Origin of the sequence: Sporosarcina koreensis, from assembly GCF_042655825.1 — a bacterium.
GTDB lineage: Bacteria > Bacillota > Bacilli > Bacillales_A > Planococcaceae > Sporosarcina > Sporosarcina koreensis.
The window spans coordinates 322926-347731 of sequence record NZ_JBHSNP010000011.1 but is presented as its reverse complement, the minus strand read 5'-3'; the positions used below and the strand labels follow the sequence as shown (position 1 = coordinate 347731).

Genomic DNA, 24806 nt, shown 5'->3' with positions numbered 1-24806 from the left:
CTAAATAGATAGTGCGGAGAAAAGAGGAGAGAACGTCAATGACTTGCAAAAAATATACCATCGTTGACCAGGACACATGTATTGCATGCGGTGCTTGTGGCGCTGCTGCACCTGACATCTATGATTATGACGATGAGGGGATTGCCTACGTTATTCTTGATGATAACACGGGTGTTACAGAAGTTCCAGAAGAACTATTGGAAGATATGGAAGACGCATTTGACGGCTGTCCAACGGATTCGATCAAAGTCGCGGACGCACCGTTCGACGGCGATCCATTAAAATATGAAGACTGACACAATAGCGGAGGGTGGCGGTTAGCTACGACAGGCATAAGACAGATTCGCGAAACGGCGCTCTTTGCCGTGCAGCGAAGCTGACTTATGACCCGAGTAGCTGCAACCCGTAGCTGGATGATAACACGAAAAAAACCAAGAAGCTGCACGGATTAAAATCCGTTGAGCTTCTTGGTTTTTTCCTATTACCGGATTTCCGCTACAGGCGGACGCTTTCCAATCGAACAGTGAAGGGTTCGATTTGCCGTATTTCTGTGCACTTTGCAGAAATTAAGGAAGCCAGCCACATCCTGCTCTCAACGCTTTCGCAGGAGTCGAGCGCCTCCACTCCAAGCAACAGGTTTCTCTAAATAAAAATGAATATGCCAAATAGACCCTTTATTCTTAATATTAATATTACGCATAACTCCCCCATAAAAACAGATAATATGGTGAGGTGATTAGAATATGTTAAGAACAAGTATTTATTATGTTATTTGTTTTTCAATCATTTTAAGCTTATTTGTTTACAGTCAGTCCAAAATTACAAAATCGATGGAGTTATCTTTCACGCAAATCAATAGTGATAAAAATATACATGAACGAATAAAGGATTTGGAACAACATTTAGATAGCCTCGAACCACCAGATCTAATTAAAGTAAGTTCCCAAGGCATCGCGAATATTGAACTTCTTGATATTGAAAAAAATAAGATAATAACAATCCCAACAAATCCCAAGACACAATTAGAAGCTGAAAAAATAATTAAAGAAATTGATAATGTGGTTATAAAATTCAATCCGTTTCCAGACAAAGGTTATATGCTAAAAATCCCCTTGACGCCATCTCTTCGATTAGAAAACAAATGGATAAATGCTGTGATTGCTGAAGTTATTTTTATTTTTCCAGAAGATGAAGTTCCATATTTACTCTTATTTGACGATGAAAATAAGCCTTATTTTTTTACGTTTAAAACAGAAATTGATCCATTACTTAAAACTTTAGATTTTCCCCTTTAAAAAAGACCACTTATTGGTCTTTTTTATGTACTTCTTCATCTGTTCTTCCTCGTCACTTCCTTTATTTCCTTTTTAATTCATCTAATCTTTGTGAAACCTCATCAATTTTTTGAAGTAGTAATTCATCATTTTGATTTTTCTTTTTCATAAATAAAATTACTGTGATTAAAAAGTAAGCGACGAAAACGATGGCTATAACGTAGACAAGAAAAAAGATCATAGACACAAATGATAGCAATATTTCTTCCTCCTTTAAAACTCATAAGATTAATTTTGGTGAAATGTTACAATTTTTTCTTGGAAAATGGGCAGATGAATCTAATAATACTATTACTCATCTATTTTCCTCACCATTTCCTCTGCTAAAGTTCAAAGCAAGACCGAAAAAAAGCGTCCGTTTGTAGAACACCCGTTAGTCAATAATAGTCACTGGATAAGCCATGGATTCATCATTAACTTGAATCTCTATCGTGTCATGTTCCTGATCCATTGTTAATGAATAAACATATTGTCTTACATCGTTATCTTTCGCATCCACTTCGTCTAGCTTGACAAGTGCTGTCGTATCCACAGTTTCCAAACTGGCTTTAACGTCTTCTTGAGACTGAAAAACAATGTAATATATTTTGCCGCTTCTGTTAATCACTTGAAGTCGCTCGTCAGGATTTATTGCCTCCTTTACTTTTTTCGGAACGTTATCCACTTCGGCAAAGCTAAAATTTTTCTGTGTACAAGCTGACAAGGACAAGGTTGTCAGAACCAAAAACATTACTAAGAATAACCTTTTCACCTATTTCACTCCCTCGTCTAATTCGTGTTGCTGAACGCACGCAAATGCATTCTCGTGAAATTATTTTACGGGGTCAAAGTCGATTGGCCGGTTCGCATTTTTTTATATTGCTTGATATGTTCATAAACAAAGATCATAAGAACAATCCAAAGAAAGGGATTGGACAGCGATATTCCTACTTGAGAGATACCTCCTAACAGTGTAAACACGATGATTAACACTAACAAATACGATGTTAGAATGACTTGACGTATTAAATCTGATTTAGGAGAAGACTCTTTATCGCTACGATTTAAAAAGAATCCGGAAAACAAAATAAGTAAGACGAGGCCAATGAAAATCGGCTTCGATATTCGAATAAATCCGTTTAACTCAGGAAAAAAATCATAGACCATTAGCAAAGTTATAAATAGCAGTGTAAAGCCGGAAAAAATCCATGTTTTATTTTTCATCTTGATAACCCTCCGTAAATTATGTACGAATGATAAGACACTTTAGTTTCACCATATTTAAAATATAAAAACGAGCATGCGAACAATAAGCTGTTCACATACTCGCGAATTTTATATTTATTACATCGTCAACTGACGGTTTTGTTGGTCGATCCATTTGCTCATGCTCTTATACAGCAGCAATGAAATGACCATCAGCATGATGCCTTTTATCAAGTTGAACGGAAGAATTCCTAGTACAATCACGTTGAACATTGCATCGCCAGTGTAGGCAGGCATATTCATGAAGTACACATACATCGGCAGGAATACGAAGTAATTCAATGCACTCATTCCGACTGCCATGGAAACTGTACCGGCAATAATACCAGCTGTCAGTCCTTTTGTGTTTTGCACTTTCTTGAAAATGAAATAGATCGGCATGATGAATAGAATGCCCGTTGCAAAGTTTGCAATCTCTCCTACCGGCACGCCAGTCGGGCTGCCCGATAAAAACCAATGCAGTACGTTTTTCAGCAGTTCTACGGCGATTCCTGCGACCGGTCCCATTGTCATGATTGCTAACACAGCCGGAATTTCACTGAAGTCGATCTTGAGGAATGCAGGCAATGCCGGCAGCGGGAAATTCAACTGCATCAATACCGTCGAAATGCTTCCCAGTATTGCGATGAGAATCATCCTGCGTAATTTCTTGTTGTTCATGTTAACCCTCTCTCCTTTTGCGATTCACTTCAAAAGAGGAAAGATCTGACCGTTTTTTGTTAATGAATTGTCCAATAAAAAATCCCTAAAGCAAATTCGCTTCAGGGAGAGTTTAAAAGGCATCATTAAATAAGGGTTTGCTAAAAGGAATTTATCCCTAAATACGTACCCATACTTAAATAAGCACCCTTTTTGTGGACATCACAAAAAGACGGCTGCACCTTCACCTTCTCCCATCCAGACTATACTGTCGGCTCCGGAATCACACCGGGATCAGCTGTTAAGCTCGCGGGCTAGGAAGTGGACTTCCATTACCGCCGGTCGGGAATTACACCCTGCCCCGAAGATGAATCAATATTATGTTACAAGTCTATTGTACCTAAAAAGAAGCATCTTGTAAACTCAACTGTTTACAAGATGCTTCTTACGTGATTATGGAGTGAACCATATTGGATTACTGCCAAGCGGCATCGGCAACGCTTTTGTAAGATCATACTTGCCGAAGCTCTCTTGAACTACGTTTTCAAGACGAACTTGTTTGTCATACCCTTTAGCAGTCATCATGAATCCTTCAATCATCTGATTTATTGTATTCTGATCAAAGGCGTTGACATCCAATTGTTCTTTGAATGTAATAACGGCAATATTATCTTCTTCCTGTACATCATAGTCCACATTACCGGGGATTAAAGACTCAACAATATTCCCATTCACTTCTTTCATCTCGACAAGCCCTTCAGCTACCGTATCTGTTGTATTCAGCGGATTGTAAGGAGCTAAATAAACCTTTCCGGAAGGCATTGTATATTTGTAATAAGGGAATGGTTGTTTCAATTCGACTGGATCTGATTTTCCGACACTTTCAAAAGAAGTTGGATTCCCTTTTTCGTCTATGAGCTGTAGTTTGCCAAATTCGGAAAAAGTGTCACGCATCGTTTTAAGATAAACTTCATTCGGAGCGGACGACAAGTCATACGCATGGTCATCCGGAATCTGGTGATGAAGAATGCCATTTTCCACAGACAAAGTCCCTTTATACGGATGGTAGTCATCGAACCCAAACTCTTCTTCCGGAATTACGGCTGCATATTTATTATATAGATCAATAACGCCCGGATTCCCTTCCGGAAAATCGGACTGGATAGTCGATTCAGGAATTAATAATGTGATTGGAATGACATTCGCTGATTCCACTAATCCAATTTGGAAAGCTCGAATATCATGCAGCTCGTCAGCGAGCACTACATGGCTTTCAACAGTCGCGAAAGTCATTGCAGCAGATTCCTTCGCTTCAGACGTATCAAATGTATCTGCTTCCTCCATTGTTTCATTTTCAGATGAGGGGTCCATAGACCTTTCGATAGAAAGTGACCGAGGGGCCCCTGCATCCTCCATTGCTCCATCCTTGTTGTTGAGCATTGAGGGGACAAGTAAACTGATGAGCAGCAACGCAGCTGCTGCAACAATGACAGGCATCCACTTCATCGGGTTCATCCGGCGAGGTTTTTTCAGGCGTTGATCCTGCTTAAGACGCTTCAGAATTTGTTCCTTTGAACGGTTATCTTCGATTTTCGGCATTGAATGAAGAAGGTTTTCTAGCTTGTCGTCATCCCATTGATTATTCGTCATTCATTATCCCTCCTCTGCCGAAAGAGCATTCAATTTCTTTTGCAATGATTTGATTGCCCGGTGTTGCGTCGTTTTTACTTTTCCCTCGGTCCAACCGAGGGTATCGGCGGTTTCTGCAATGGAGAGTTCTTGGAAATATCGTAAAACAATCACCATTTTTTGGTCGCCAGTACACGTATCTAAAACCCGTAGCAACTGTCTCATCTCTTCATTCAACGATGCAATTTCTTCAGGAGTGCTATCTATTGAGGGCAATTCGCTCTGCTCCCAGTCAAATTTATCGAAGTGATGTTTTTGCCGCACATTTTTCTTTCTAAAGTGGTCAATCGCGACATTTTTAGCGATGGAAAAGAGCCAGGTCTTTTCCGAGCTCTTTCCTTCAAAACCGGCAAAGGCCTTCAATACCCTGACGTACACTTCATGCATCAGATCCTCAGACGTGTGCCGATCTCCCGTCAAATAGATAAGGAAATTGAAGACATCCTGATGATACTGCTCGTATAGCCTGTGGAAAACGGAGTCATCCACGAAATCCCCCCGTTCATTACATTAGTCGTAATTCAAGATGAAAAGTTTCATCCCGGCGTGCGCTCGTCCAATCTTTTTTACATATTTTCTTCATTGGCAGTTACTTGGCCGATCGGCAATACGCATTTGAAGATAGTTCCTGATGTTTCGCCAAGTTCAGCAGTAATCTTGCCTTCATGTGAGTCGATAATGTTTTTGGCAATTGCTAGACCCAACCCGGTGCCGCCTTTCCCTCTCGTCCTAGCTTTATCCGCTTTATAAAAACGTTCAAAGATGTAAGGCAGATCCTCTTTCGGAATGCCGCTCCCCGTATCAGCGACAATAATTTCAGCCACATCCCCTTTCCTTTCGACACCAACGGTCACTTTTCCTCCATCAGGTGTATGGCGGATCGCATTATCGATCAGGTTAGTAAATACTTGTTCCAGACGGAAATCATCTGCAAAAAGGATAATATCCTTATCATGTTCATCAAAATCCAATGATAGCGATACATTCGAATCACGGGCGATTTGCATGAATTTATTACGCACTCGATCCAAGAATGGAATGAGAGGGAAATTCAATTTGTATAGCCTCATATGGCCGGATTCCATTCGGGCGAGGTCTAGAAGATCTGTGACTAGCCGGCTCATCCGTTTCGATTCATCGTGGATGATTTGCACCATTTCATTGCGTTCCTCTTCACTCGTCACGACATCATCTATGATTGCCTCACTGTATCCTTGCAATAAGGAAATGGGTGTCCTCAGTTCGTGTGACACGTTGGCGATAAAATCAGATCTGAGCTTATCCAGCTTATGCTGGTCAGTCATGTCACGCAACACGGCTACAGCGCCCCGTATACTATTTTCACTGTACAACGGACTAATGGAGATGCCGTAAAACTGGCCGCCGATTTCGAGCTCATCTTCGACTTCTTCTGCGAATGTGATGGCATGTTCCAGCATATGAAAAATTTCCTTCGGTAACACTTTGTCATTTGCACCATTCGCAAAATACCACTTCTGCAAGAGTCGTTCGGCTTGTGGGTTGCTTAAAAGAATCGAATAGTCCCGATTGAATGTGATAACAGCATCCGTCATCGATGTAAGGATGCTTGATAATTGTTCCTTTTCTTGCTTAATCAATTCCATTTGATATTTCAATTGCCTGCCCATCTGGTTAAACGCCGTCGCAAGTTGACCGATTTCGTCATTCTGCATGACCGGAAGACGCGTTTCAAAATTCCCTTTCGACAATTCAAATGCAGCTTGCTTCATTCCCCGTAATGGAGAAGTGATTTTCGTAGAAAGGAAGAAAGCGAAGATTGTCGTTAAAACGAAAGCAATGAATGCGGATAGGAAAACGATATGCGTCGTCCTTTTCGTTGTACGATGAACGGCATCAAGGCTTTGATACATGACGATGGAATGGATGGTTCCATCGACCTCGGCATATGGATACATGAGAACAAGGAATTTCTCCATAGCGTTCTCTTCCGCAAGAGATGGAAGAATGAGTTCTTTCACGACTTTCTCATTGATCTTAACATTTGAAAAAAACTTCGGTTCCGACAAGATTTTCCGCTCTATTTTTTCTTGATTTAGACCCCTATGAAATGAATAATAGACCTTTTTTTCCGAGTCGATGATCATCGCATTCGTTTCGTTATCCAAAATGTCTTGGATAATCAGTTGCATCGCGGAATCGCTTTCATGGTCCAAAACGATTTTCCCGATTGTCGTCGCTTCCCTGCGAAGGGAATCCTCAGCTTGATTTGTATGGAAATTATCAAGGAATTCAAGGAGAAGGACAGTGACGATAAATAGGACAAAGGAAACGAGAAGCAATATGGTTGCCCATAGCTTCCCGACGATTGAATGCCATATTCTATTCATTCGGAACCTCGAATTTATAGCCGACGCCCCAAACTGTAACAATCATTTTAGCGGCACTTTCCGAAACACGGCTAAGTTTTTCCCGCAGCCTCTTCACATGTGTATCGACTGTCCGTAGATCCCCGAAAAATTCGTAATGCCATACTTCCTTCAATAATTGCTCGCGATCGAATACTTTATCCGGCGATTTTGCCAAGAAATAGAGCAATTCGTATTCCTTCGGAGTCAAGTTCACTTCTTTACCTTCAGCCGTCACCCGGTGTGCATCATGATCAATTGTCAATTGCGGGAAGACGACAAGATCCTTTGAACTGTTCGCAGCCGCTGTATCCGGGAAAGTGACTGATCTTCTCAAAATCGCTTTCACACGGAGCACGACCTCGCGAGGACTGAACGGTTTGACGATGTAATCGTCTGCTCCTGTTTCAAAGCCTGCAACCCGGTCCGATTCCTCGCCTTTCGCAGTCAGAAGAATGACTGGTGTCATTTTCTTTTCATCACGAAGCTCCTGCAATACTTCAAGGCCATCTTTTTCAGGCATCATCAAATCAAGTAAAATGCAGTCATAATGATTAGCGAGCGCCTTTTCAATCGCTTCGGCTCCATCTATTGCCTCATCGATTTCGAAGCCTTCGCGGGATAAATACATATTGAGAAGACGGCGGATCCGATCCTCATCGTCCACCACTAATAACCTAACAGTCTCTTCCATAATCAATTTCCCCTTTCAACTACACTTCTGTCCTTATTGTACAAGCAGTCAATAAAAAAAGAAACTGCACAGTTCCTATTCGGCTCTGTGCAGTCCAATCGGTTTAGGCGTATGAATGCAAACCGGCGATGATCAAGTTTACGGCAATCAGATTGAACATGATAATGACAAATCCGATAACCGCAAGCCACGCAGATTTTTTCCCCTCCCAGCCTTTTGAAAGCCGGAGATGTAGGAACGCTGCGTAAAACAGCCACGTAATAAGTGCCCAGACCTCTTTAGGGTCCCAGCCCCAAAATCTTGACCAAGCCTCATGCGCCCAAATCATTGCAAAGATCAAAGCTCCAAGTGTAAATACCGGGAAACCGATAAGTACGGAACGATAGCCAATCTCATCCATAAGCTGTGAATTCGCTTTCTTCGCAAATGGTTGGAATAATGCCGCAATCGGTCTACGGAAAATAAGACGCAAGAGTAGATACAAGACTGTTCCTGTTGCGACTGACCAAACAAACGTCGTCAATGTTTTCGCATTGATGACAGCCGGCATTTCAGCCCACGGCGTCATCACTCCAGGCGTTTGCGCTTCATATTCGTGCATGCCGAATAGCGGCGGGTAATGATACTCGATTTTCGCAGGTGCCTGGTTTTTATCGATATACGTAAAATGGGCTTCATATCCTGTTAACTTGAATGTCGTTGATGATAGAACGAATCCAAGTACAAGGACAACTGTAAACATAACCGCTTCAATCCAAAAACGCTGCCTGGAAGGCTTTGTCATATCAATATTCTTCACGAGGTAAATAAGGCCAGCCACCGCACTGATTGCAAGGATTGATTCACCTAGTGCAGCCGTGATGACATGGATCGTCAGCCAGTAGCTTTGAAGTGCCGGTATTAGCGGTGTAATATCCCGTGGGAACATGCTTGCATATCCGATGATGATAATAGCAATGGGCAATGCGAACAGCCCTAGGGATGGCGTCCGATACAAAAAGAATAGCAAGATGAAAGACCCTACCAGCATCATGCCGAACGCCGTTGTAAATTCAAACATATTACTGACGGGGGCATGTCCTGATGCCATCCATCTTGTAATAAAATATCCGAGATGGGTAATGAAGCCGATGATAGTGATCGTAATCCCTACATTGCCCCATCTATGATTTCTATAGGATGCTTCCGATTTAGCGCCTTTCACTGCACCGCCAAAAAATAGCGTGGCGACCAAATAAGCAATAAAAGAGACTAAAAGCAAATTCGCACTTAACGATGCTAATCCCATACTTATTTTACTCCTTCCTCTTCCTCTGCAGACGATTCATTATCTTGCCTGTCTTCATATTTTGGCAAGCCCGCGAAATCTTTCACGGTGTTCAATTCCTTTTTCAAAGAGAACCAGTTTTTATTCGTATGGGCGGCAACCAATAGCTCATCGCCTTCCCCTTTCTGGATCCAAATACGTCTATGATGCCAATAGGAACCTTGGATGACACCGATCATGAAAATGAGTCCGCCAAGTAAAAGAACATATAATGTCTTGTCCTTTCGAATCGTTAAACCGGAAATATCCCTTGTTTCCGCACTGACGAATTTCACTTTATATGCATTTTCTTGAGTTTCAAGCGTTTGCCTGATTGCAACAAAGCTCTTTTCGCCTTTCGGTTTCTCAGGCGTGATCATATTGAAAATGAAAGCCGGGTTGTTCGGAATCGGTGACTTGGAAACCGGTTCGCCGTTTTCAACCCCATCATAATCAGCATAATAGCCGATCAAATCAACACGGGCTCCGTCATTCAGCTCATAAATCCCTTCTGGATCATCAAGATCAATCGTGAATTGGCCGAAGGATTTCTCAGTTTTCTTTTCAATGAGCTCCATTGTCATCGATTTCAGTTCACCTTGTCTGTAATCCATCTGGAAGATGTTGTAGCCATCGAATTTCAACGGCTTATTGACAATGATCGGATAGTCTTTGACATGCTCCATATCCGTTGAACCCGGCAGACTGTCTTCCTTGTTTTTGTATAACGAGACGTCCGTCTGATAGGATTTCACGATAGAACCGACCCGATCGATCGCCTTGCCGAAAACTTCATCGGCCTCTTCCTTGGAATACATTTCCATACTGAAGCCTTTGTTTTCCAAAAAATAGCCCGGTGCACCCGGGATGGAACGCAATTCCCCTTCACGGATCCACATCGTCTCGTCGACATAGAATCCAGGGATGCCGCGCAATAAGATTCCAAACAGGAAAATAATCAGCCCGGTATGGTTCACATACGGACCCCAACGTGAGAAACGGTTTTTTTCGGCTAAAATAGCCCCATCTTCCGTCTTAACGTTGTATTTCATTCCTTTTAGCTTTTCTTCCGCCTTCGCAAGTGACGCATCGGCATTTTCAGTAGGTCCAATACCATATATACGCTGACGCTTCATGAATGAAGTATGCCGCTTCGTTCTTTGCTTCTTCAATGATTTGTAGAGCGGAATCACCCTGTCGACACTTGCGATGATAATGGATGTGCCGAGCATGCCAATCAGGATTTTGAACCACCAGCTATTATACATATCATAGAAGCCTAATTTGTAATAAAGCGTACCTATAAATCCGTAGAGCCGTTCATAATAGGCTAACATTTCCGCAGGTGAATTTTGATTGACCGGCACATAAAATTTCTGGGGAAAGAGAGTACCGATTGCTGAAGTTGCAAGTACAGCGATGATGATGCTTACTCCAATTTTCACACTAGAGAAGAAATTCCAAATTTTATCGATGATTGATCGTTTGTACGTCTGGGATCTGCGGGCAGATCCCTCGTAACGCATATCGACGACTTCACTGTTTTTTGCTTCCTCGGTCATTGGCCGGCCGCATTTTTCACAAAGGACCGTTCCAAATGGATTATCATGACCGCATTGGCATTTGATTTTACTCATGTGTACGAACTCCTTATCAAGGTTGGATGCTTTCCATATAAGAAATGATTTCATCCTCAGTCATTTCTGTTGTGATGACCTTCTTGATCCGCCCATCTTTGTCAATCAAAAATGTCGTTGGAAGCGGAACGATGTTGAATAGCTCCTTGACATCCTTCTTTTTATCGATGACGATCGGAAACGTCAGATCGTATTGATCGCGGAATGTATCCACCTTTAGGTTGGATTCGGCGATATTGACCGACAATACATGAACTCCTTTTTCCTTGAAAGCTTTGTATTGATTTTCAATGTAAGGCATTTCCCGCTTACAAGGAGGGCACCATGTTCCCCAGAAGTTCAAGAAAACGCCTTCTCCTGCATAGTCGGATAAACGATGCTTGTTCCCTTCAAGATCGACCAGTTCAAAATCCGGGGCTTTGTCACCTACTGCCAGAACTTTGACTTTGTCTTTCGAGAATATGGAAAATAAAATAGCTGCTGCAAGCAAAAGTAAAACAACACCTCGGAAAATGAGGCGCGAACGCTTTTTATTCGCCTTGGACAATTGATAGCCCCCTAACGTAATAAGATTCCGATATTAAGTATAGCAAAACAATTAGTGAAGTAATTGTGAAGTGGTGATAGGTTTGTGAACAATTCAAAAGCGAAAGCCGTTACGAAGAACGGCTTTTGCGAGCACACAGTGGCAATTGCCACCCGGAGTCTAACCGGATTCGTTAACCGATCTTCCCTGTTTCAGCAAGAACTCGCAATTGTTTCACCTCATGGGTCGTCAATTCCCGCGCTTCCCCAGCGTTTAAACCGTGGGTCGTCAACATCGCAAACTGCTCACGTCTCAACTTTTGGACAGGACAGCCGATTGCGTCGAACATTCTGCGGACTTGGCGGTTGCGCCCTTCATGGATTGTAATTTCAACAATCGCAGAGTTTGTCCTTTTATCAAATGACTGCATTTTCACCCGTGCAGGGGCTGTCATGCCATCGTCTAGTTCTATCCCGCGTTCAAGTCTTTTCAGCGCTTCCCGTTCAGGTATCCCTTTCACTTTTGCGACATACCTTTTTTGGATGCCGAACTTTGGATGGGTCATCAGATACGAGAAATCCCCATCGTTTGTCAGTATGATAATGCCTGACGTGTCATAATCAAGCCGTCCTACTGGAAAAATCCTTTCTTCCACCATCGGAAGGAGATCAAGGACCGTCTTCCTCCCTTTTTCATCATTCACAGTCGATATATAACCCCGAGGTTTGTATAGCAAATAATAGACGAATTGCTCCTTGACAAGCTCGACGCCTTCTACTTCCACACGATCTGCGCGACTAACCTTCGTACCTAATTCAGTTACGACCTTTCCGTTCACTTTCACTTTCCCCTCAACGATTAGGGTTTCCGCTTTTCTGCGGGATGCTACGCCCGCTTGAGCCAATACTTTTTGTAATCTTTCCAACTCGTCACCTTCCTTCTACCTCAAAAAATTATGTCATATTTCATTGCAAATGAAAAGAAGACCGACCTGTATACAGTCAGTCTTCCCTAATTGCTTCATGTTCAGATCACGAATGATTTACTTGTGAATCTCAATTTCAGCCGTGATAAGTAAATCGTTATCCAGAGATACGGTCCAAGTTCCATTCACTTTATGCTCTTTCTTTCGCGGTATATAGACGACATGCGATACTTTTTCCACCTCGTCCTCATTCAATAACAGGACAATCGGTTTTTTCAATTCACCATTCACGCCAGGAAGGATCTTGTATTTCCCTTTCTTTGCTACTGTGACATTCTTGTATTTTTTAAATATCTCGTTAGCCAGCTGCTCGTGTGTATTCCAATCGTCCCCATTGTTCAATGTGACGATGATGAGTTTCTTTCCATCTTTTTCGAAATACGTTGCAAGTGTTCTGCCCGCCGCTTTCGTAAATCCCGTCTTTCCAGCAATCGCATAATCATTTGTATGGATAAGTCGGTGTTTGTTCCGCCAGCTTCTTACATAATCCCCTTTTCGATAGACGAAATTTTCCGTAGAAGCGATTTTATAGAACTTATCATTTTTCATTGCAAAATAAAGCATTAACGCTGTCTCGTATGCTGTCGACAAATGCCGGTCATCATGAAGTCCTGACGGGTTCGTGAATGTAGTTCGCTCCAAACCGTACAATTCAGCTTTCTCATTCATTAAGTCGACAAAACCGTCCACAGATCCACCGGCATGCTCCGCAAGTGCGTATGCAGCGTCATTGCCCGAACGCAGCATCAGTCCGTAAAGCAATGCATCCGCATCCATTTTTGTGCCTTGTTCCAAATAAATGGACGAGCCTTCAGCTGAGGCTGCCTCTGGCGATATGACAATTTCACCTTCTGGAGCTCCGCTTTCAATGAATGTCAAAGCTGTCCAAATTTTCGTCAGACTTGCAATCGGCAATTGAAGATTTTCATTGGAGCCGTCCAGCAGACGCCCTGTCTCCGCATCGATTACCGCCCATGAACTTCCTGACGCCGCCTCTTTCGGTACTGCAGTCAATAAAATCGATAAGAATAGAACAATGGCTACCGCCTGCCTCACTCATTGTTTCCTCCTTCTTCTGTGATTTCAAACGCTTCTTGGAATTTTGTCATGAATAGATCGGTATCTCCGAACGACTCCTCATCTTCCCCTTCTGCTAACGGAGGAAGCATGTCAATCGACTCCAACCCAAATCTGTCCAAAAACAAATCTGTCGTCCCATAAAGTATTGGCCGGCCGCTTCCTTCCATACGCCCTTTCTCCATAATAAAACCCTTTGCAACAAGTGTCTGAATCGGGCCGTCCGATTTCACGCCGCGCAAATCATCAATTTCGATACGTGTCACGGGCTGCTTGTACGCAATAATTGCCAACACTTCCATAGAGGCTTGTGTAATTGAATTGCGAGTAGGATTTTCAAGCATCCGAAGAATGTCGTCTGCGTACTCCGCTTTCGTTACAAGGCGATAATGCCCGCCATAAAGTCTTAAGGTAATTCCCGATTCCGGCCTTCCTTCATAATTCAACCGGAGGCCTTCTGCGACTCGAACCGCCAAGTCCGTCTCTGTTTGAAGCAGCGCGGCGATTTGATTCAATGTCAAGCCATCATCACCGGCTATGAACAAAAAGCTTTCCAACATTCCGGTGAGTCGTTCATTGATTGTTTCCATTACTCTTCCCCTCCAACCATCACTGTCATTTTTCCGAAATTGTTTTCCTGCTTAACAATAATGTCAAGCCGTTTCATCAATTCCAATAACGACAGGAATGTTACAACTAAATCTTCTACATCTTCTTTGTCAAATAAACTTTCGAAATCACAACTGCCGCCAAGTCTTTCAAGAGATGTCATGATATCATCCATCTTTTCACTTACCGAGAGCTCGGATTTTGCAATATTTGCGGTCAACGGTGCCCGCAATTTCTTTCGTTCGAGCATTTTCTGGAACGCGCCGATCAAGTCGAAAACGTTCATCTTTTCTTCAGGAACCGTTACGGTTACTTCACCATATTCAGATAAGTCACCTGGCAGTTTCGTGAAATGTTCCGCCCTGTCTTCGGCTGATTCCTTTAAGGATGTTGCGGCTTCTTTGTATTTTTTATATTCAATCAAGCGGGCAACCAACTCATCCCGCGGGTCTTCTTCAATATGAAAATCGGAGTCCTCGTCCAATACTTCTCCTTCATGGACAGGTAACAGCATTTTGCTTTTGATTTCAATCAATGTGGCTGCCAGGACAAGATATTCGCTTAGTTCATCGAGCTCTAATACACGCATTGCATGCAGATGCTCTATGTATTGATTTGTTAGTTCCGCCATGGGAATATCATAGATATCGATTTCAAGTCGGTTGATTAAATGTAATAATAGATCAAGAGGCCCTTCAAAAGCCTCCAATTTAACTTTGTAAGTCAATAGGACTCCTCCATTACGCATTACTGCTTATCTTACGGAAAGGAAAGATTATATGAATCCTTATCATCATCCGCTATTCTTAAATTTTATTGTTTATTTCAATAGGAATCAAGACTACTTCGAATGCCATGAAGTACTTGAAGAGTATTGGAAATCGATACCGGACTATACGAAAGATCATCCACTCACCGCTTATATCCTTTTATCCACAGGGCTCTACCATTGGAGAAGGGGCAATATGGATGGCGCTTACCGAACACTCGTAAAAGCGGAAAGCAGGATGCTTGCCTTCGATAAGTATGGCGACCGCTATAAGGAAGGCATTGATTATGACCAGCTTGTACAGGATTTGAGAAGAACGATCAACGATGTGGAGAATGGTAGAACCTTCGCTTCATTCCCGATTCTTTTGACGTCGGAATCGCTGCAACTGTCTGTCGAAAACGCTGCTTCTCAAATGGAGCTACTTCCTGCTGGAAGTGTTGCTGTCATTCATAAACATATGCTTCGGGATCGTTCCGATATTCTTATGGAACGCGAAAAGAAAAGGCGCAGACCACATTGATCTGCGCCTTTTTCTCATTCATCTTGTTGTACTTCTTCTTTTTGACGGCATTTTTTCATGAACGATTCCGTATCCTCAGTACTCTTACATTCCAAGTCGGGAAAAAGATCACCAAGCTTTGCGATTATCTTGCTGCCGATTCCTTCTCCCCGAAACGACGGATTTACAGAGAGATGCATAACGGTGTATGAATCAGTGTCCAATATGATTCCGACGAGACCGATAAAATCTTCACCTTGCTTTAAAAGAAATAAATGCCAGTCATCTTCGCTTTCGTACTGATGAATCGTTTCCTGCAATTTTTTCACAGACTTTTCTCCGGGCATAAAAGAAAGCAAGCCCATGGCGATTTTCTCATACGCCTTCTTGTATCGTAAAAGCATCATTGAAATCCCTTCTTTTCAAAAAATCCTCAGGCATCGGCAATGTGGTTGTCCCTCCATTCTCAAAAGAGGACCTTTGCCGGATTAATGATAATCGTACATGATAGCCTAGGCTTTTTCAATGATAGAGAAAGTTCATTTATTCGGGCCGGCAAATGGGGCAATAAAGTACCAGTATACTGCCCCCCAAATGATTGCTGCAATGACTATGAACAGGAAAAGGGTCATATTGCGTCTTTTCATGATGAAATTTCCTGTTCTGTCCTCTGTAAAGGAATGTCGAGCCTAATGATATCTTCATACGTTTCCCTACGGACAACTAATTGATGTTGGCCGTTTTCACAAAATACGATCGCTGGCTTCGGAAGGCGGTTATAATTGCTCGCCATGGAGTATGTGTAAGCTCCAGTACAGAAAACAGCGATGATATCTCCTTCCGCAGGTTCCGCAATATATGCATCTTCAATCAATTTGTCACCTGACTCGCAACATTTTCCTGCGATTGTCACTATGTCAGCATGAGGATCCAACATTCTGTTTGCCGTAGCAGCCGTATACTTCGCTTCGTATAAAGCTGGACGGATATTGTCGGACATGCCTCCATCGACAGCCACATAAGTCCTTACACCCGGAACTTCCTTGCTGCTTCCTGTCGTGTACAAGGTCGTACCCGCGTCTCCGACAAGCGATCTGCCTGGCTCTATCCAAATTTCCGGCATTGGATAATTATGCTTACGTGTCATAGAAAGTACGACATCTTCCATTTCCTCCACATAGGCAGATGGATGCAGCGGTTTATCCTCTTCCGTATACCGTATACCGAAACCGCCTCCCAGATTGAGGACAGGGCATATGAATTTGAATTTCTCCCGCCACTCAATCATCTTTTCCATCAGCGCTTCTGCTGCGAAACGGAAAGCGTCAGTTTCGAAGATTTGGGAGCCGATATGACAATGCATGCCGAGCACAGTGATGTAAGGATGATTATAAAGCTTAAGGACGGCATCATCCGCTTGGCCGTTCTTCAAATCGAAACCGAATTTCGAATCCTCTTGGCCTGTTGTAATATAGTCATGGGTTGAAGCTTCGACTCCTGGAGTGACACGCAATAAAACATTCATCTTCTCTTTGCGTGATTCCGAGATTTCCTTAAGCATCTCAATTTCGAGGAAATTGTCGACGACGATGCAACCGATTTTTTCATCAAAAGCAAATTGTAGTTCTGTATAACTTTTATTATTCCCGTGAAAATGGATCTTTTCCCGCGGAAAATCGGCAGCAGCTGCCGTGTAAAGCTCTCCCCCCGATACAACATCCAACGAGAGGCCCATCTCCTTTGCAACCTCGTAAATGGCAATGGAAGAAAACGCTTTACTAGCATAAGCCACTTGCGCTTTGATTCCCGCCTTTGCGAAAGTCTCCTTGAAGGCTGTGGCGCGTTCTTTAAACAGAGCAATATCATATACAAGCAAAGGTGTGCCATACATATGCGTGAGATCTACTGTATCGACTCCGCCTATCGTCAAGTGGCCAAGATTATTCACCGATTGAGTTCCATATAGATGCATATTCATTCCTCCAAGTCATGTTGTTAAAACTTTATCATAACTGGAAGCCGGGAATCAATCCTCTACGAAAGCCTATTCCGATCCGGCGCGTCCGCAATGAATGGTCTTGGAGCATCGATTGTCATAGGCAAACGGATTAAAATCCGTTGCATCGCTTGAGGGAAGAACGGAAGAGCCGGCCATAGATACGGGGTGCCCATCGGTCTTAAGGACGCTAAATAGTAGAACAGGAATACGACTCCTAAAAAGAATCCTGCAGGTCCCAAAATCCCTGTCAAAATCAAAATGAAAATCCTGAATACTTTTGTTGTAATACTCAATTCGAATGAAGGAATTGCAAACGTAAAGATGGCACTTACCGCAACATACAATATGACTTCTCCGGTGAATAGGCCCACATCTATCGCCACTTGACCGATGACAATTGCCGCAACGAGTCCCATGGCCGTCGTCATCGGTGATGGGGTATGAATGGCCGCCATCCGTAACACTTCGATGCCTATATCAGCCATTAATAACTGGACGAAAAGAGGTATGGATCCCGGATCATTCGGTCCAATATAACTTAGCGAAACAGGCAAATATTGTTGGTACGTCGAAAGCAAATACCAAAATGGAAGTATGAATAGGCTAAGCGCAGCCCCTGACAGACGAAGCCATCTGACAAACGTCCCAATGAACGGTGCTTGTCGGTATTCCTCCGCATGTTGCAAATGATCGAAAATCGACATAGGAACCAAAATTACGGAAGGGGATGTATCGACAATAATGGCAATACGTCCCTCCAAAAGATACGCAGCACAAATGTCCGGCCTTTCCGTGAATCGGACAAAAGGCATTGGGTGGAATCTTTGTTTGAATAGGAATTCTTCCAACGACTTATCCGTCATCGTAAGGCCGTCATGTTTGATGTCATCAAGCCTTTTTCGAATATAGTCAAGGTGCTCCTCGCTAGCCGCCCCTTTCATATACGTGATGGCGACATCCGCTTTTCCATTCACAGTCGTCTGGTGCATTTCAAATCGAAGGTCTTCCGTCTTCAGTCTTCTTCTGACAAGGGCTGTATTTACGATGATATTTTCTGTAAATCCATCCCTTGCACCGCGAATAACTTTTTCCGTATCGGGTTCCTCCGGTTGTCTTCCAGGGGAGCTTCGTAAATCAGCTGCAAAAACGAATCCATTCGGCAAAACAAATCCGACAAGCCCGCTTAATATCATCGTTAGAAATTTCTCTTTTTCATCTACATCTTCCAAAGCGTAAAAAGGGAAATATTCGAGAAACCATTCGGGATCATCTTTATGGCCATCATCTTTTTCAAACCCCTCTTGCATCTCGGCCAATAAAGTTGTCAATGTTTGTCCATCGATGAGACCGTTAATATAAAACATGAGAACCGGCATTCCCCATAAATGGACGGTTTTTGCAGTAGCATCAAATGTTTCATTGATACCGAATTTGCTTTGAAACCATTCTTCCCCATCTTTCAAAGATGTGAATAATTTTGCCATATGTTAATCCGTCCTCACTTTATTGTCACTTTCCTCTGGTTGTGCACTCATCCAATTCTTCAACTGCGCCAAAATCTTCTTTTCCAAACGGGAAACTTGCACTTGTGAAATGCCGATACGTTCAGCGATGTCACTTTGTGTGTAATCCAAATAATAACGCATATAAATGATTGTCTGATCCCGTTTATTCAGCTTGGATACAACATCCCGGAGCGGAATATGATCAAAAAACCTTTCCGAACGGTCATCCCTTAACTGATCCATCAACGTCAAACTATCCCCTTCATTTTCGTACAGCTGTTCATGTAGGGATGCCGGATCGCGCAAAGCATCCGATGCAAGAATGACTTCATCGATCGAGACATCCAATACTTCGGCAATTTCCGAAACAGATGGCGATCTCCCGTGGTTTTTAATATAGTCATCCGTCGCATGGCGAATTTTGAAGCTTAGCTCACGAATCGACCTGCTCACTTTCACCATGCCATCGTCCCTAAGGAAGCGCTGGATTTCCCCAACGATCATCGGCACGGCATATGTGGAGAACTTCACTTCATAAGTCAGATCGAATTTATCAATCGATTTCATGAGACCGATGCAGCCGATCTGAAACAGATCCTCCAAGTCAGCTCCCCGTGATGCAAATCGTTGAACAATGGACCAGACGAGCCTTGTATTCCCCTCTACCATCATCCTTCTAGCATCCTTGTCGCCTTCTTGGGATTGTTGGATGAGCAGTCTCATTTTTTCCTGTGATAATAGGGCATCTTGGCGTTCAACTGATGTATCCATCGGTCACCTCATTCTGCTTGCTTCCGTGACCGGAGAAAACGTTTTCTCGAATCGCACTACCGTTCCATTTCCGATGGATGATTCTACTGAGAGGCTGTCCGAAAAGCTTTCCATGATCGTAAATCCCATACCGGATCTTTCCATAAGCGGTTTTGTCGTGTACATCGGCTCCATCGCCTGCTGCACGTCAAAAATCCCTCCGCCTTTGTCTTCCACCGTCATCGTCACTTTGTTTTCGTCGATGACTGCATGAATCGTGACCATGCTTTGTCCATCGCTTTCATAGCCATGGATGATGGCATTCGTCACTGCTTCCGATACGATTGTCTTAAATTCCGAGATTTCTTCAAGGGTCGGATCGAGCGGTGTTATAAAGCACGTCATCGCCATCCTCGCCAACGCTTCATTTTCTTCGATTGCAACGAATGATAATGTCATTTCATTTCTCATGTAATACCCCTCCGATTTCACCAATTACACTGTCGACCGAGCCGTGTCTGATGTTGGAACCTAAGCCGGAAAAATTGAAGATTTTCTCCATTGTCGGGGACGGGTTCAAGATGAGCGTTTCACCGTTGAACGGTGCTAAATCACGCATCCTACCAAGTATAAGTCCGATGCCCGCGCTATCCATGAAGCCGAGGCGGCTCAAATCCCAAATGATTCCTTTCACTTTTCCTGTGAAGATGGAAGATGAGATCGTAGAACGGATCCTGTTCGCTTCAAGATTGTCCAACTCCCCTGCCAATGTTACGACCACAATGCCATCAATTTGATTAATTTCAGCCATGCTGAATCCCTCCTTCTTGCGGAATCATTCAACACCGGACAGGGAAAATCCTTTCACCTGACATAACTAGTCATTAACTTTGTGTTTTTCCTATCTTTCGACAAAGCATTCTACCTGAAAAAGTCTATCCATTTTTAGGACAGTTTACACATGTTAGGAAAAATTAGATTGCGGCTGTATCGGACGCAAGACGGGTCGCTTTGGGCGCGGAAGGGCTTGCTTTGGGCGCAGGACGGGCCGCTTTGGGCGCGGGTCATCATATCTACATAAGTAAAAGGCTGCCGCGGAGAGTCGGTTTTTCGACTTTCCGGGCAGCCCAATAGTAGATGTTGTTAACCTGTAATCATTTCATGGATCAAGGCTGGTTTTTCTTGTACTTGGTTTGAAATGTGGATGTGCTTTTGGATTAATTCTATCGATTTTGTGACATCTTCACGGTTGGCGTGGATGATGGCTAGTGGTTCGCCGGCATTTACTTGGTCGCCGATTTTTTTCTTCAGGACGATGCCGACTGCTAGGTCGATTTGGTCGTCTTTTGTTGCCCGACCGGCCCCTAGAAGCATTGCTGCGACTCCGATTTCATCCGCTACCATTTTAGAAATCGTTCCTGATGATAGGGCTGGGACTTCGATTTGGAATTTCGCCGAAGGGAGCAAGGATGGATCATGGACGATACGAGCATCTCCGCCTTGCGCTTCGATCAATTTTCCAAACAGATTCAATGCTGAACCGTCTTTGATGACTGCCTCTAGCATTGCGCGCGCTTCTTCAACCGTTTCCGCTTTTTCGCCGGCAACGATCATTTTGCTTCCTAGGACGAGACAAAGTTCAGTCAGATCTTCAGGTCCCTGGCCTTTCAATGTATCGATCGCTTCTTTAACTTCAAGCGCGTTTCCAATCGCATAGCCTAATGGTTGGCTCATGTCTGAAATGACGGCCATTGTGTTTCTTCCGACTTGTCGGCCGATTGCGACCATCGAATGTGCAAGCGCTTCGGCGTCTTCCAATGTCTTCATGAATGCACCTTCGCCTGTTTTTACGTCCAACACAATTGCATCTGCTCCTGCAGCGATCTTCTTGCTCATGATGGAGCTTGCAATGAGCGGAATGCTGCTGACGGTTGCCGTTACATCACGTAAGGAATATAGGTTTTTATCCGCGGGCGTCAAATTGCCGCTTTGCCCGATGACGGCAACTTTAAAATCATTCACTTGTTTAACAAACTGCTCTTCAGTAAGCTCGATATGGAATCCTTCTATCGCTTCGAGCTTGTCGAGCGTTCCACCCGTATGACCAAGGCCGCGGCCGCTCATTTTCGCAACCGGAACGCCGCATGCTGCAACTAATGGAGCGAGGATCAATGTCGTCGTATCACCAACACCCCCGGTCGAATGTTTGTCGACCTTCAGCCCTTCAATCGCAGATAGATCAATTTGGTCTCCAGATTCGACCATCGCCATCGTCAGGTGACCCTGCTCTTCTGGCGTCATGCCTTGGAAGTAGATCGCCATTAATAGGGCGCTCGCTTGATAATCCGGAATGGACCCTTCTGTATAGCCATTGATGAAAAAAGTGATTTCCTCCTTGGAAAGCATTTCCCCATCTCTTTTTTTCTCGATGATATCAACCATCCTGAACACAATCATCACACCTTTTCCGTTAATGAACTTAAAAAGCTTTCTCCAAACTCTGGAGCTTTCACGTCGAAGTTATCCGCAATCGTCGCGCCTACATCTGAAAATGTTTTCCGCATCGGCAATTCGCCTCCACCTTTGAAAGCCGGTGAGTAAATTAGCAAAGGAACATATTCTCTCGTATGGTCTGTTCCGCTATGCACAGGATCGTTCCCGTGATCCGCTGTAATGATAAGCAAATCATCCTGTTTCAATGCATCAATGATTTCCGGTAAGCGGGCATCGAATTCCTGCAATGCGTTTCCGTAACCGATCGGATCTCTCCTGTGACCAAATAACGCATCAAAATCGACGAGATTTGTAAAGCTCATACCAGTGAAATCGGAATTCATCACTTCGATCAATTTGTCGACCCCGTCCATATTGCTTACCGTCCGGACTGCTTCCGTCACACCTTCTCCATTGAATATATCGGATATTTTACCGACCGCGATAACCGCTTTGCCAGCGTCCTTCAATTCATTCATGACCGTTCTGCCGAAAGGCTTCAAAGCATAATCATGCCGGTTTGTCGTACGGGTGAAATTACCTGGCTCTCCGACAAACGGTCTTGCGATGACGCGGCCGACAAGGAATTCCGGATCTAATGTAAGTTCACGTGCAATTTCACAAATGCGATATTGCTCTTCAATCGGAATGATTCCTTCATGTGCTGCAATTTGAAGAACGGGATCCGCCGATGTATAAACGATGATTGCACCTGTTTCCATATGCTCCGGACCGAGTTCATCAATGATCCCGGTTCCGCTCGCCGGTTTATTGCCGATCACTTTTCTACCCGTACGTTTCTCCAACTCATCGATAAGTTCCTGCGGGAATCCGTTCGGATATACTTTGAAAGGTTTATCGATATTCAGACCCATCAATTCCCAATGACCCGTCATCGTATCTTTCCCAACGGAAGCTTCCTGCATAAGCCCATAAATAGCAGCAGGGTTTGATTCAACTGCAACACCTTTGATTTCCTTAATATTGGAAAGGCCTAGACGCCCCATGTTCGGCATTTTTAATCCGCCCATCTGTTCTCCGATATGCCCAAGCGTATCCGCCCCTTCGTCTCCGAATAAATGAGCGTCAGGTGATTCGCCGATTCCGACAGAGTCAAGGACGATTAAATGCACGCGATTAAATTTAGTTTCTTCCATATCCATACCTCCAGTATTCATAGTTCCCAAAATGTCCTCCGCGATTTCAAGCGCGAGGGTGGAATTTCACGTATACGTCTTTTAATCTTGCTTTGCTCACATGCGTGTAAATCTGCGTCGTCGATATATCCGCGTGTCCAAGCATTTCCTGGACAGCGCGAATGTCCGCCCCATTCTCAATGAGATGGGTGGCAAAGGAATGACGCAAAATATGAGGGGTCAGTCCTTTTTGTATACCCGCTTCCAGCGCATATCCTTTAATTATTTTCCAACAGCCCTGCCGAGTCAAGCGACTCCCTCTCATATTGACGAAAAGCGCCTCAGTCCCTTTCGTTTTTTCAATGAAAATCGGACGTGCTTCCCGTATGTATGTTGTACACGCTTTCATTGCGCCGCCACCTAATGGCACAATTCTTTCCTTTCCGCCTTTACCGAAGACGCGGACAAACCCCATGGAAATATGGATATCGTCCACATTCAAACCGATCAGTTCACTGACACGCATTCCAGTCCCGTAAAGCAACTCCAGCAACGCAATGTCCCTTTTCCCTTGTGGCTTACTGCTTTCTGGCATGGAAATCAATTTGTCAACTTCCTTTACAGACAGGACCGAGGGCAACTTTTGTTCAAGTTTCGGCATTTCCAAATGGACGGTCGGATCTTGCGTCGTCACTTTTTCACGTAATAGAAATTGATGAAATGAGCGGATTGAAGAAATATGCCTTGCAACCGTCCTAGACGATTTCCCTTGCTCTTTCATTGCATGCAAATATTGCAGAATAGCTGTACGGTCGATGTCATCAATGGACTCGACACCCGCCTTTTCCAGATCGTCAATATAATTAGAAAGGTCCCTTTTATAGGATGCAACCGTATTTTGCGAGAGCTGCCGTTCCACTTTGAGAAAGTGGATATAATCCTCCAGCGCAAACTTACTATCCTTCATACAAACTACCTCCCAATTACAAAAAGGGACAGCATCACGCCATCCCCATTTCACTTTTTACTATCATTTCCAGCAGATTTGCAGTTTTCGCAAATCCCATGGAAGGTCAGCCAATGATCCTTTACACTGAATCCATATCGGCTTTCGACAATTTTCTCGACATCGCCCAAGAGGTCTTCCTGTATTTCAGCAACTTTTCCGCATTCAATACAAATAAGATGATGATGAAAACGCGATGCCCCTTCTTGACGCAAATCATAACGGGAGACGCCATCACCAAAATTAATCTTGTCGACGACCTTCAGCTCCGTCAAAAGTTCCAATGTCCGGTAGACAGTCGCAAGGCCGATTTCCGGCGCTTTCTCTTTGACAAGTAAAAAAACATCTTCAGCGCTTAAATGATCTTCTTCATTCTCAAGAAGGACCAAGACCGTAGCTTCTCGCTGAGGCGTCAACTTATAGCTGGCCCCGTGCAATTGCTTTTTGATCCGTTCAATCCGGCTCTCCATATGACGCCCCCCTCAACACTGAACCCATTATACCAAAGAGGCGTTCTT

At 43.6% G+C, this 24806-nt stretch carries 26 protein-coding genes and 1 riboswitch; of the genes, 3 read left to right on the top strand and 23 right to left on the bottom strand.

Annotation, left to right across the window (positions count from 1 at the left end; all coding sequences use genetic code 11):
- The first annotated feature begins 38 nt into the window (after positions 1 to 38).
- A complete protein-coding gene (locus ACFPTP_RS08345) occupies positions 39 to 296 on the top strand; it encodes a ferredoxin (protein ID WP_060207861.1) in 258 nt (85 codons plus the stop codon).
- A gap of 447 nt (positions 297 to 743) precedes the next feature.
- Positions 744 to 1295: a hypothetical protein gene (locus tag ACFPTP_RS08340; protein ID WP_381443567.1), complete on the top strand. Its 552-nt coding sequence runs from the start codon at positions 744 to 746 to the stop codon at positions 1293 to 1295.
- 412 nt (positions 1296 to 1707) lie between these two features.
- Here ACFPTP_RS08340 and ACFPTP_RS08335 read toward each other — a convergent pair whose 3' ends face one another.
- From ACFPTP_RS08335 to ACFPTP_RS08275, 13 genes are all read right to left on the bottom strand, one after another.
- Positions 1708 to 2085, bottom strand: a complete 378-nt coding sequence (locus ACFPTP_RS08335; RefSeq protein ID WP_381443566.1) for an LptM family lipoprotein — start codon at positions 2083 to 2085, stop codon at positions 1708 to 1710.
- Positions 2086 to 2657: 572 nt separating this feature from the next.
- The gene (locus ACFPTP_RS08330; protein WP_381443564.1) at positions 2658 to 3239 is read right to left on the bottom strand and encodes an ECF transporter S component; all 582 of its coding nucleotides are present in this window, start codon (positions 3237 to 3239) and stop codon (positions 2658 to 2660) included.
- 221 nt (positions 3240 to 3460) lie between these two features.
- A riboswitch (FMN riboswitch) is annotated at positions 3461 to 3591 on the bottom strand.
- Between the two features lie 80 nt (positions 3592 to 3671).
- Entirely contained in the window at positions 3672 to 4868 is a 1197-nt protein-coding gene (locus tag ACFPTP_RS08325; protein WP_381443563.1) for a hypothetical protein, read from the bottom strand.
- 3 nt (positions 4869 to 4871) lie between these two features.
- A complete protein-coding gene (locus ACFPTP_RS08320; RefSeq protein WP_381443562.1) occupies positions 4872 to 5396 on the bottom strand; it encodes an RNA polymerase sigma factor SigX in 525 nt (174 codons plus the stop codon).
- 77 nt (positions 5397 to 5473) lie between these two features.
- Positions 5474 to 7276, bottom strand: a complete 1803-nt coding sequence (locus ACFPTP_RS08315) for an ATP-binding protein (protein ID WP_381443561.1) — start codon at positions 7274 to 7276, stop codon at positions 5474 to 5476.
- A complete protein-coding gene (locus tag ACFPTP_RS08310; RefSeq protein WP_381443560.1) occupies positions 7269 to 7988 on the bottom strand; it encodes a response regulator transcription factor in 720 nt (239 codons plus the stop codon). The genes ACFPTP_RS08315 and ACFPTP_RS08310 overlap by 8 nt, the downstream gene beginning before the upstream one ends.
- A 103-nt stretch (positions 7989 to 8091) precedes the next feature.
- On the bottom strand, positions 8092 to 9276 hold the full coding sequence (gene ccsB / locus ACFPTP_RS08305) for a c-type cytochrome biogenesis protein CcsB (protein WP_381443558.1): 1185 nt from the start codon (positions 9274 to 9276) through the stop codon (positions 8092 to 8094).
- A gap of 2 nt (positions 9277 to 9278) precedes the next feature.
- Positions 9279 to 10931: a cytochrome c biogenesis protein ResB gene (gene resB, locus ACFPTP_RS08300; RefSeq protein WP_381443556.1), complete on the bottom strand. Its 1653-nt coding sequence runs from the start codon at positions 10929 to 10931 to the stop codon at positions 9279 to 9281.
- A 16-nt stretch (positions 10932 to 10947) separates the two neighbouring features.
- On the bottom strand, positions 10948 to 11478 hold the full coding sequence (gene resA / locus ACFPTP_RS08295; protein WP_381443554.1) for a thiol-disulfide oxidoreductase ResA: 531 nt from the start codon (positions 11476 to 11478) through the stop codon (positions 10948 to 10950).
- 172 nt (positions 11479 to 11650) lie between these two features.
- Positions 11651 to 12382 (bottom strand): pseudouridine synthase, encoded by a 732-nt coding sequence (locus tag ACFPTP_RS08290; protein WP_381443553.1) that lies wholly within the window; start codon positions 12380 to 12382, stop codon positions 11651 to 11653.
- Positions 12383 to 12499: 117 nt separating this feature from the next.
- Positions 12500 to 13498, bottom strand: coding sequence for a D-alanyl-D-alanine carboxypeptidase family protein (locus ACFPTP_RS08285; RefSeq protein ID WP_381443551.1), 999 nt, complete (start codon positions 13496 to 13498; stop codon positions 12500 to 12502).
- Positions 13495 to 14109 carry an SMC-Scp complex subunit ScpB gene (scpB, locus tag ACFPTP_RS08280; protein ID WP_381443549.1) on the bottom strand — a complete coding sequence of 205 codons (615 nt, stop codon included), beginning with the start codon at positions 14107 to 14109 and terminating at the stop codon, positions 13495 to 13497. Before scpB ends, ACFPTP_RS08285 begins: the two co-directional genes overlap by 4 nt.
- Positions 14109 to 14855 carry a segregation/condensation protein A gene (locus tag ACFPTP_RS08275; protein WP_381443547.1) on the bottom strand — a complete coding sequence of 249 codons (747 nt, stop codon included), beginning with the start codon at positions 14853 to 14855 and terminating at the stop codon, positions 14109 to 14111. Before ACFPTP_RS08275 ends, scpB begins: the two co-directional genes overlap by 1 nt.
- Positions 14856 to 14907: 52 nt before the next feature.
- Between ACFPTP_RS08275 and ACFPTP_RS08270 the strand changes: the two genes are divergently transcribed.
- Positions 14908 to 15420 (top strand): DUF309 domain-containing protein, encoded by a 513-nt coding sequence (locus ACFPTP_RS08270; protein ID WP_381443546.1) that lies wholly within the window; start codon positions 14908 to 14910, stop codon positions 15418 to 15420.
- Between the two features lie 14 nt (positions 15421 to 15434).
- Here ACFPTP_RS08270 and ACFPTP_RS08265 read toward each other — a convergent pair whose 3' ends face one another.
- From ACFPTP_RS08265 to fur, 10 genes are all read right to left on the bottom strand, one after another.
- Positions 15435 to 15806: a GNAT family N-acetyltransferase gene (locus ACFPTP_RS08265; RefSeq protein ID WP_381443544.1), complete on the bottom strand. Its 372-nt coding sequence runs from the start codon at positions 15804 to 15806 to the stop codon at positions 15435 to 15437.
- 236 nt (positions 15807 to 16042) lie between these two features.
- On the bottom strand, positions 16043 to 17371 hold the full coding sequence (lysA, locus tag ACFPTP_RS08260; protein WP_381443543.1) for a diaminopimelate decarboxylase: 1329 nt from the start codon (positions 17369 to 17371) through the stop codon (positions 16043 to 16045).
- A gap of 62 nt (positions 17372 to 17433) precedes the next feature.
- A complete protein-coding gene (locus ACFPTP_RS08255) occupies positions 17434 to 18882 on the bottom strand; it encodes a spore germination protein (protein WP_381443541.1) in 1449 nt (482 codons plus the stop codon).
- Positions 18883 to 18885: 3 nt separating this feature from the next.
- Positions 18886 to 19674: a SigF/SigG family RNA polymerase sporulation sigma factor gene (locus ACFPTP_RS08250; RefSeq protein ID WP_381443540.1), complete on the bottom strand. Its 789-nt coding sequence runs from the start codon at positions 19672 to 19674 to the stop codon at positions 18886 to 18888.
- 3 nt (positions 19675 to 19677) lie between these two features.
- Entirely contained in the window at positions 19678 to 20124 is a 447-nt protein-coding gene (spoIIAB, locus tag ACFPTP_RS08245; RefSeq protein ID WP_381443539.1) for an anti-sigma F factor, read from the bottom strand.
- On the bottom strand, positions 20114 to 20464 hold the full coding sequence (locus ACFPTP_RS08240) for an anti-sigma factor antagonist (protein WP_381443538.1): 351 nt from the start codon (positions 20462 to 20464) through the stop codon (positions 20114 to 20116). The genes spoIIAB and ACFPTP_RS08240 overlap by 11 nt, the downstream gene beginning before the upstream one ends.
- A 332-nt stretch (positions 20465 to 20796) precedes the next feature.
- Positions 20797 to 22095 carry a pyrimidine-nucleoside phosphorylase gene (locus tag ACFPTP_RS08235; protein WP_381444215.1) on the bottom strand — a complete coding sequence of 433 codons (1299 nt, stop codon included), beginning with the start codon at positions 22093 to 22095 and terminating at the stop codon, positions 20797 to 20799.
- 14 nt (positions 22096 to 22109) lie between these two features.
- Positions 22110 to 23303: a phosphopentomutase gene (deoB, locus tag ACFPTP_RS08230; protein WP_381443537.1), complete on the bottom strand. Its 1194-nt coding sequence runs from the start codon at positions 23301 to 23303 to the stop codon at positions 22110 to 22112.
- A 46-nt stretch (positions 23304 to 23349) separates the two neighbouring features.
- Positions 23350 to 24249: a site-specific tyrosine recombinase XerD gene (gene xerD / locus ACFPTP_RS08225; protein WP_381443536.1), complete on the bottom strand. Its 900-nt coding sequence runs from the start codon at positions 24247 to 24249 to the stop codon at positions 23350 to 23352.
- A gap of 50 nt (positions 24250 to 24299) precedes the next feature.
- Positions 24300 to 24758 (bottom strand): ferric iron uptake transcriptional regulator, encoded by a 459-nt coding sequence (gene fur, locus ACFPTP_RS08220; protein ID WP_381443534.1) that lies wholly within the window; start codon positions 24756 to 24758, stop codon positions 24300 to 24302.
- Positions 24759 to 24806: the final 48 nt, after the last annotated feature.

Coding starts and splice junctions, on each gene's coding strand:
- ACFPTP_RS08315 (WP_381443561.1), bottom strand. CDS start 7,276: ATGAATAGAATATGGCATTCAATCGTCGGGAAGCTATGGGCAACCATA.
- ACFPTP_RS08240 (WP_381443538.1), bottom strand. CDS start 20,464: ATGGCTGAAATTAATCAAATTGATGGCATTGTGGTCGTAACATTGGCA.
- scpB (WP_381443549.1), bottom strand. CDS start 14,109: ATGGAAACAATCAATGAACGACTCACCGGAATGTTGGAAAGCTTTTTG.
- ACFPTP_RS08255 (WP_381443541.1), bottom strand. CDS start 18,882: ATGGCAAAATTATTCACATCTTTGAAAGATGGGGAAGAATGGTTTCAA.
- ACFPTP_RS08345 (WP_060207861.1), top strand. CDS start 39: ATGACTTGCAAAAAATATACCATCGTTGACCAGGACACATGTATTGCA.
- resB (WP_381443556.1), bottom strand. CDS start 10,931: ATGAGTAAAATCAAATGCCAATGCGGTCATGATAATCCATTTGGAACG.
- ACFPTP_RS08325 (WP_381443563.1), bottom strand. CDS start 4,868: ATGACGAATAATCAATGGGATGACGACAAGCTAGAAAACCTTCTTCAT.
- ACFPTP_RS08340 (WP_381443567.1), top strand. CDS start 744: ATGTTAAGAACAAGTATTTATTATGTTATTTGTTTTTCAATCATTTTA.
- ACFPTP_RS08310 (WP_381443560.1), bottom strand. CDS start 7,988: ATGGAAGAGACTGTTAGGTTATTAGTGGTGGACGATGAGGATCGGATC.
- lysA (WP_381443543.1), bottom strand. CDS start 17,371: ATGCATCTATATGGAACTCAATCGGTGAATAATCTTGGCCACTTGACG.
- deoB (WP_381443537.1), bottom strand. CDS start 23,303: ATGGAAGAAACTAAATTTAATCGCGTGCATTTAATCGTCCTTGACTCT.
- ACFPTP_RS08330 (WP_381443564.1), bottom strand. CDS start 3,239: ATGAACAACAAGAAATTACGCAGGATGATTCTCATCGCAATACTGGGA.
- xerD (WP_381443536.1), bottom strand. CDS start 24,249: ATGAAGGATAGTAAGTTTGCGCTGGAGGATTATATCCACTTTCTCAAA.
- ACFPTP_RS08235 (WP_381444215.1), bottom strand. CDS start 22,095: ATGGTTGATATCATCGAGAAAAAAAGAGATGGGGAAATGCTTTCCAAG.
- spoIIAB (WP_381443539.1), bottom strand. CDS start 20,124: ATGAGAAATGAAATGACATTATCATTCGTTGCAATCGAAGAAAATGAA.
- ccsB (WP_381443558.1), bottom strand. CDS start 9,276: ATGGGATTAGCATCGTTAAGTGCGAATTTGCTTTTAGTCTCTTTTATT.
- ACFPTP_RS08265 (WP_381443544.1), bottom strand. CDS start 15,806: ATGATGCTTTTACGATACAAGAAGGCGTATGAGAAAATCGCCATGGGC.
- ACFPTP_RS08270 (WP_381443546.1), top strand. CDS start 14,908: ATGAATCCTTATCATCATCCGCTATTCTTAAATTTTATTGTTTATTTC.
- fur (WP_381443534.1), bottom strand. CDS start 24,758: ATGGAGAGCCGGATTGAACGGATCAAAAAGCAATTGCACGGGGCCAGC.
- ACFPTP_RS08250 (WP_381443540.1), bottom strand. CDS start 19,674: ATGGATACATCAGTTGAACGCCAAGATGCCCTATTATCACAGGAAAAA.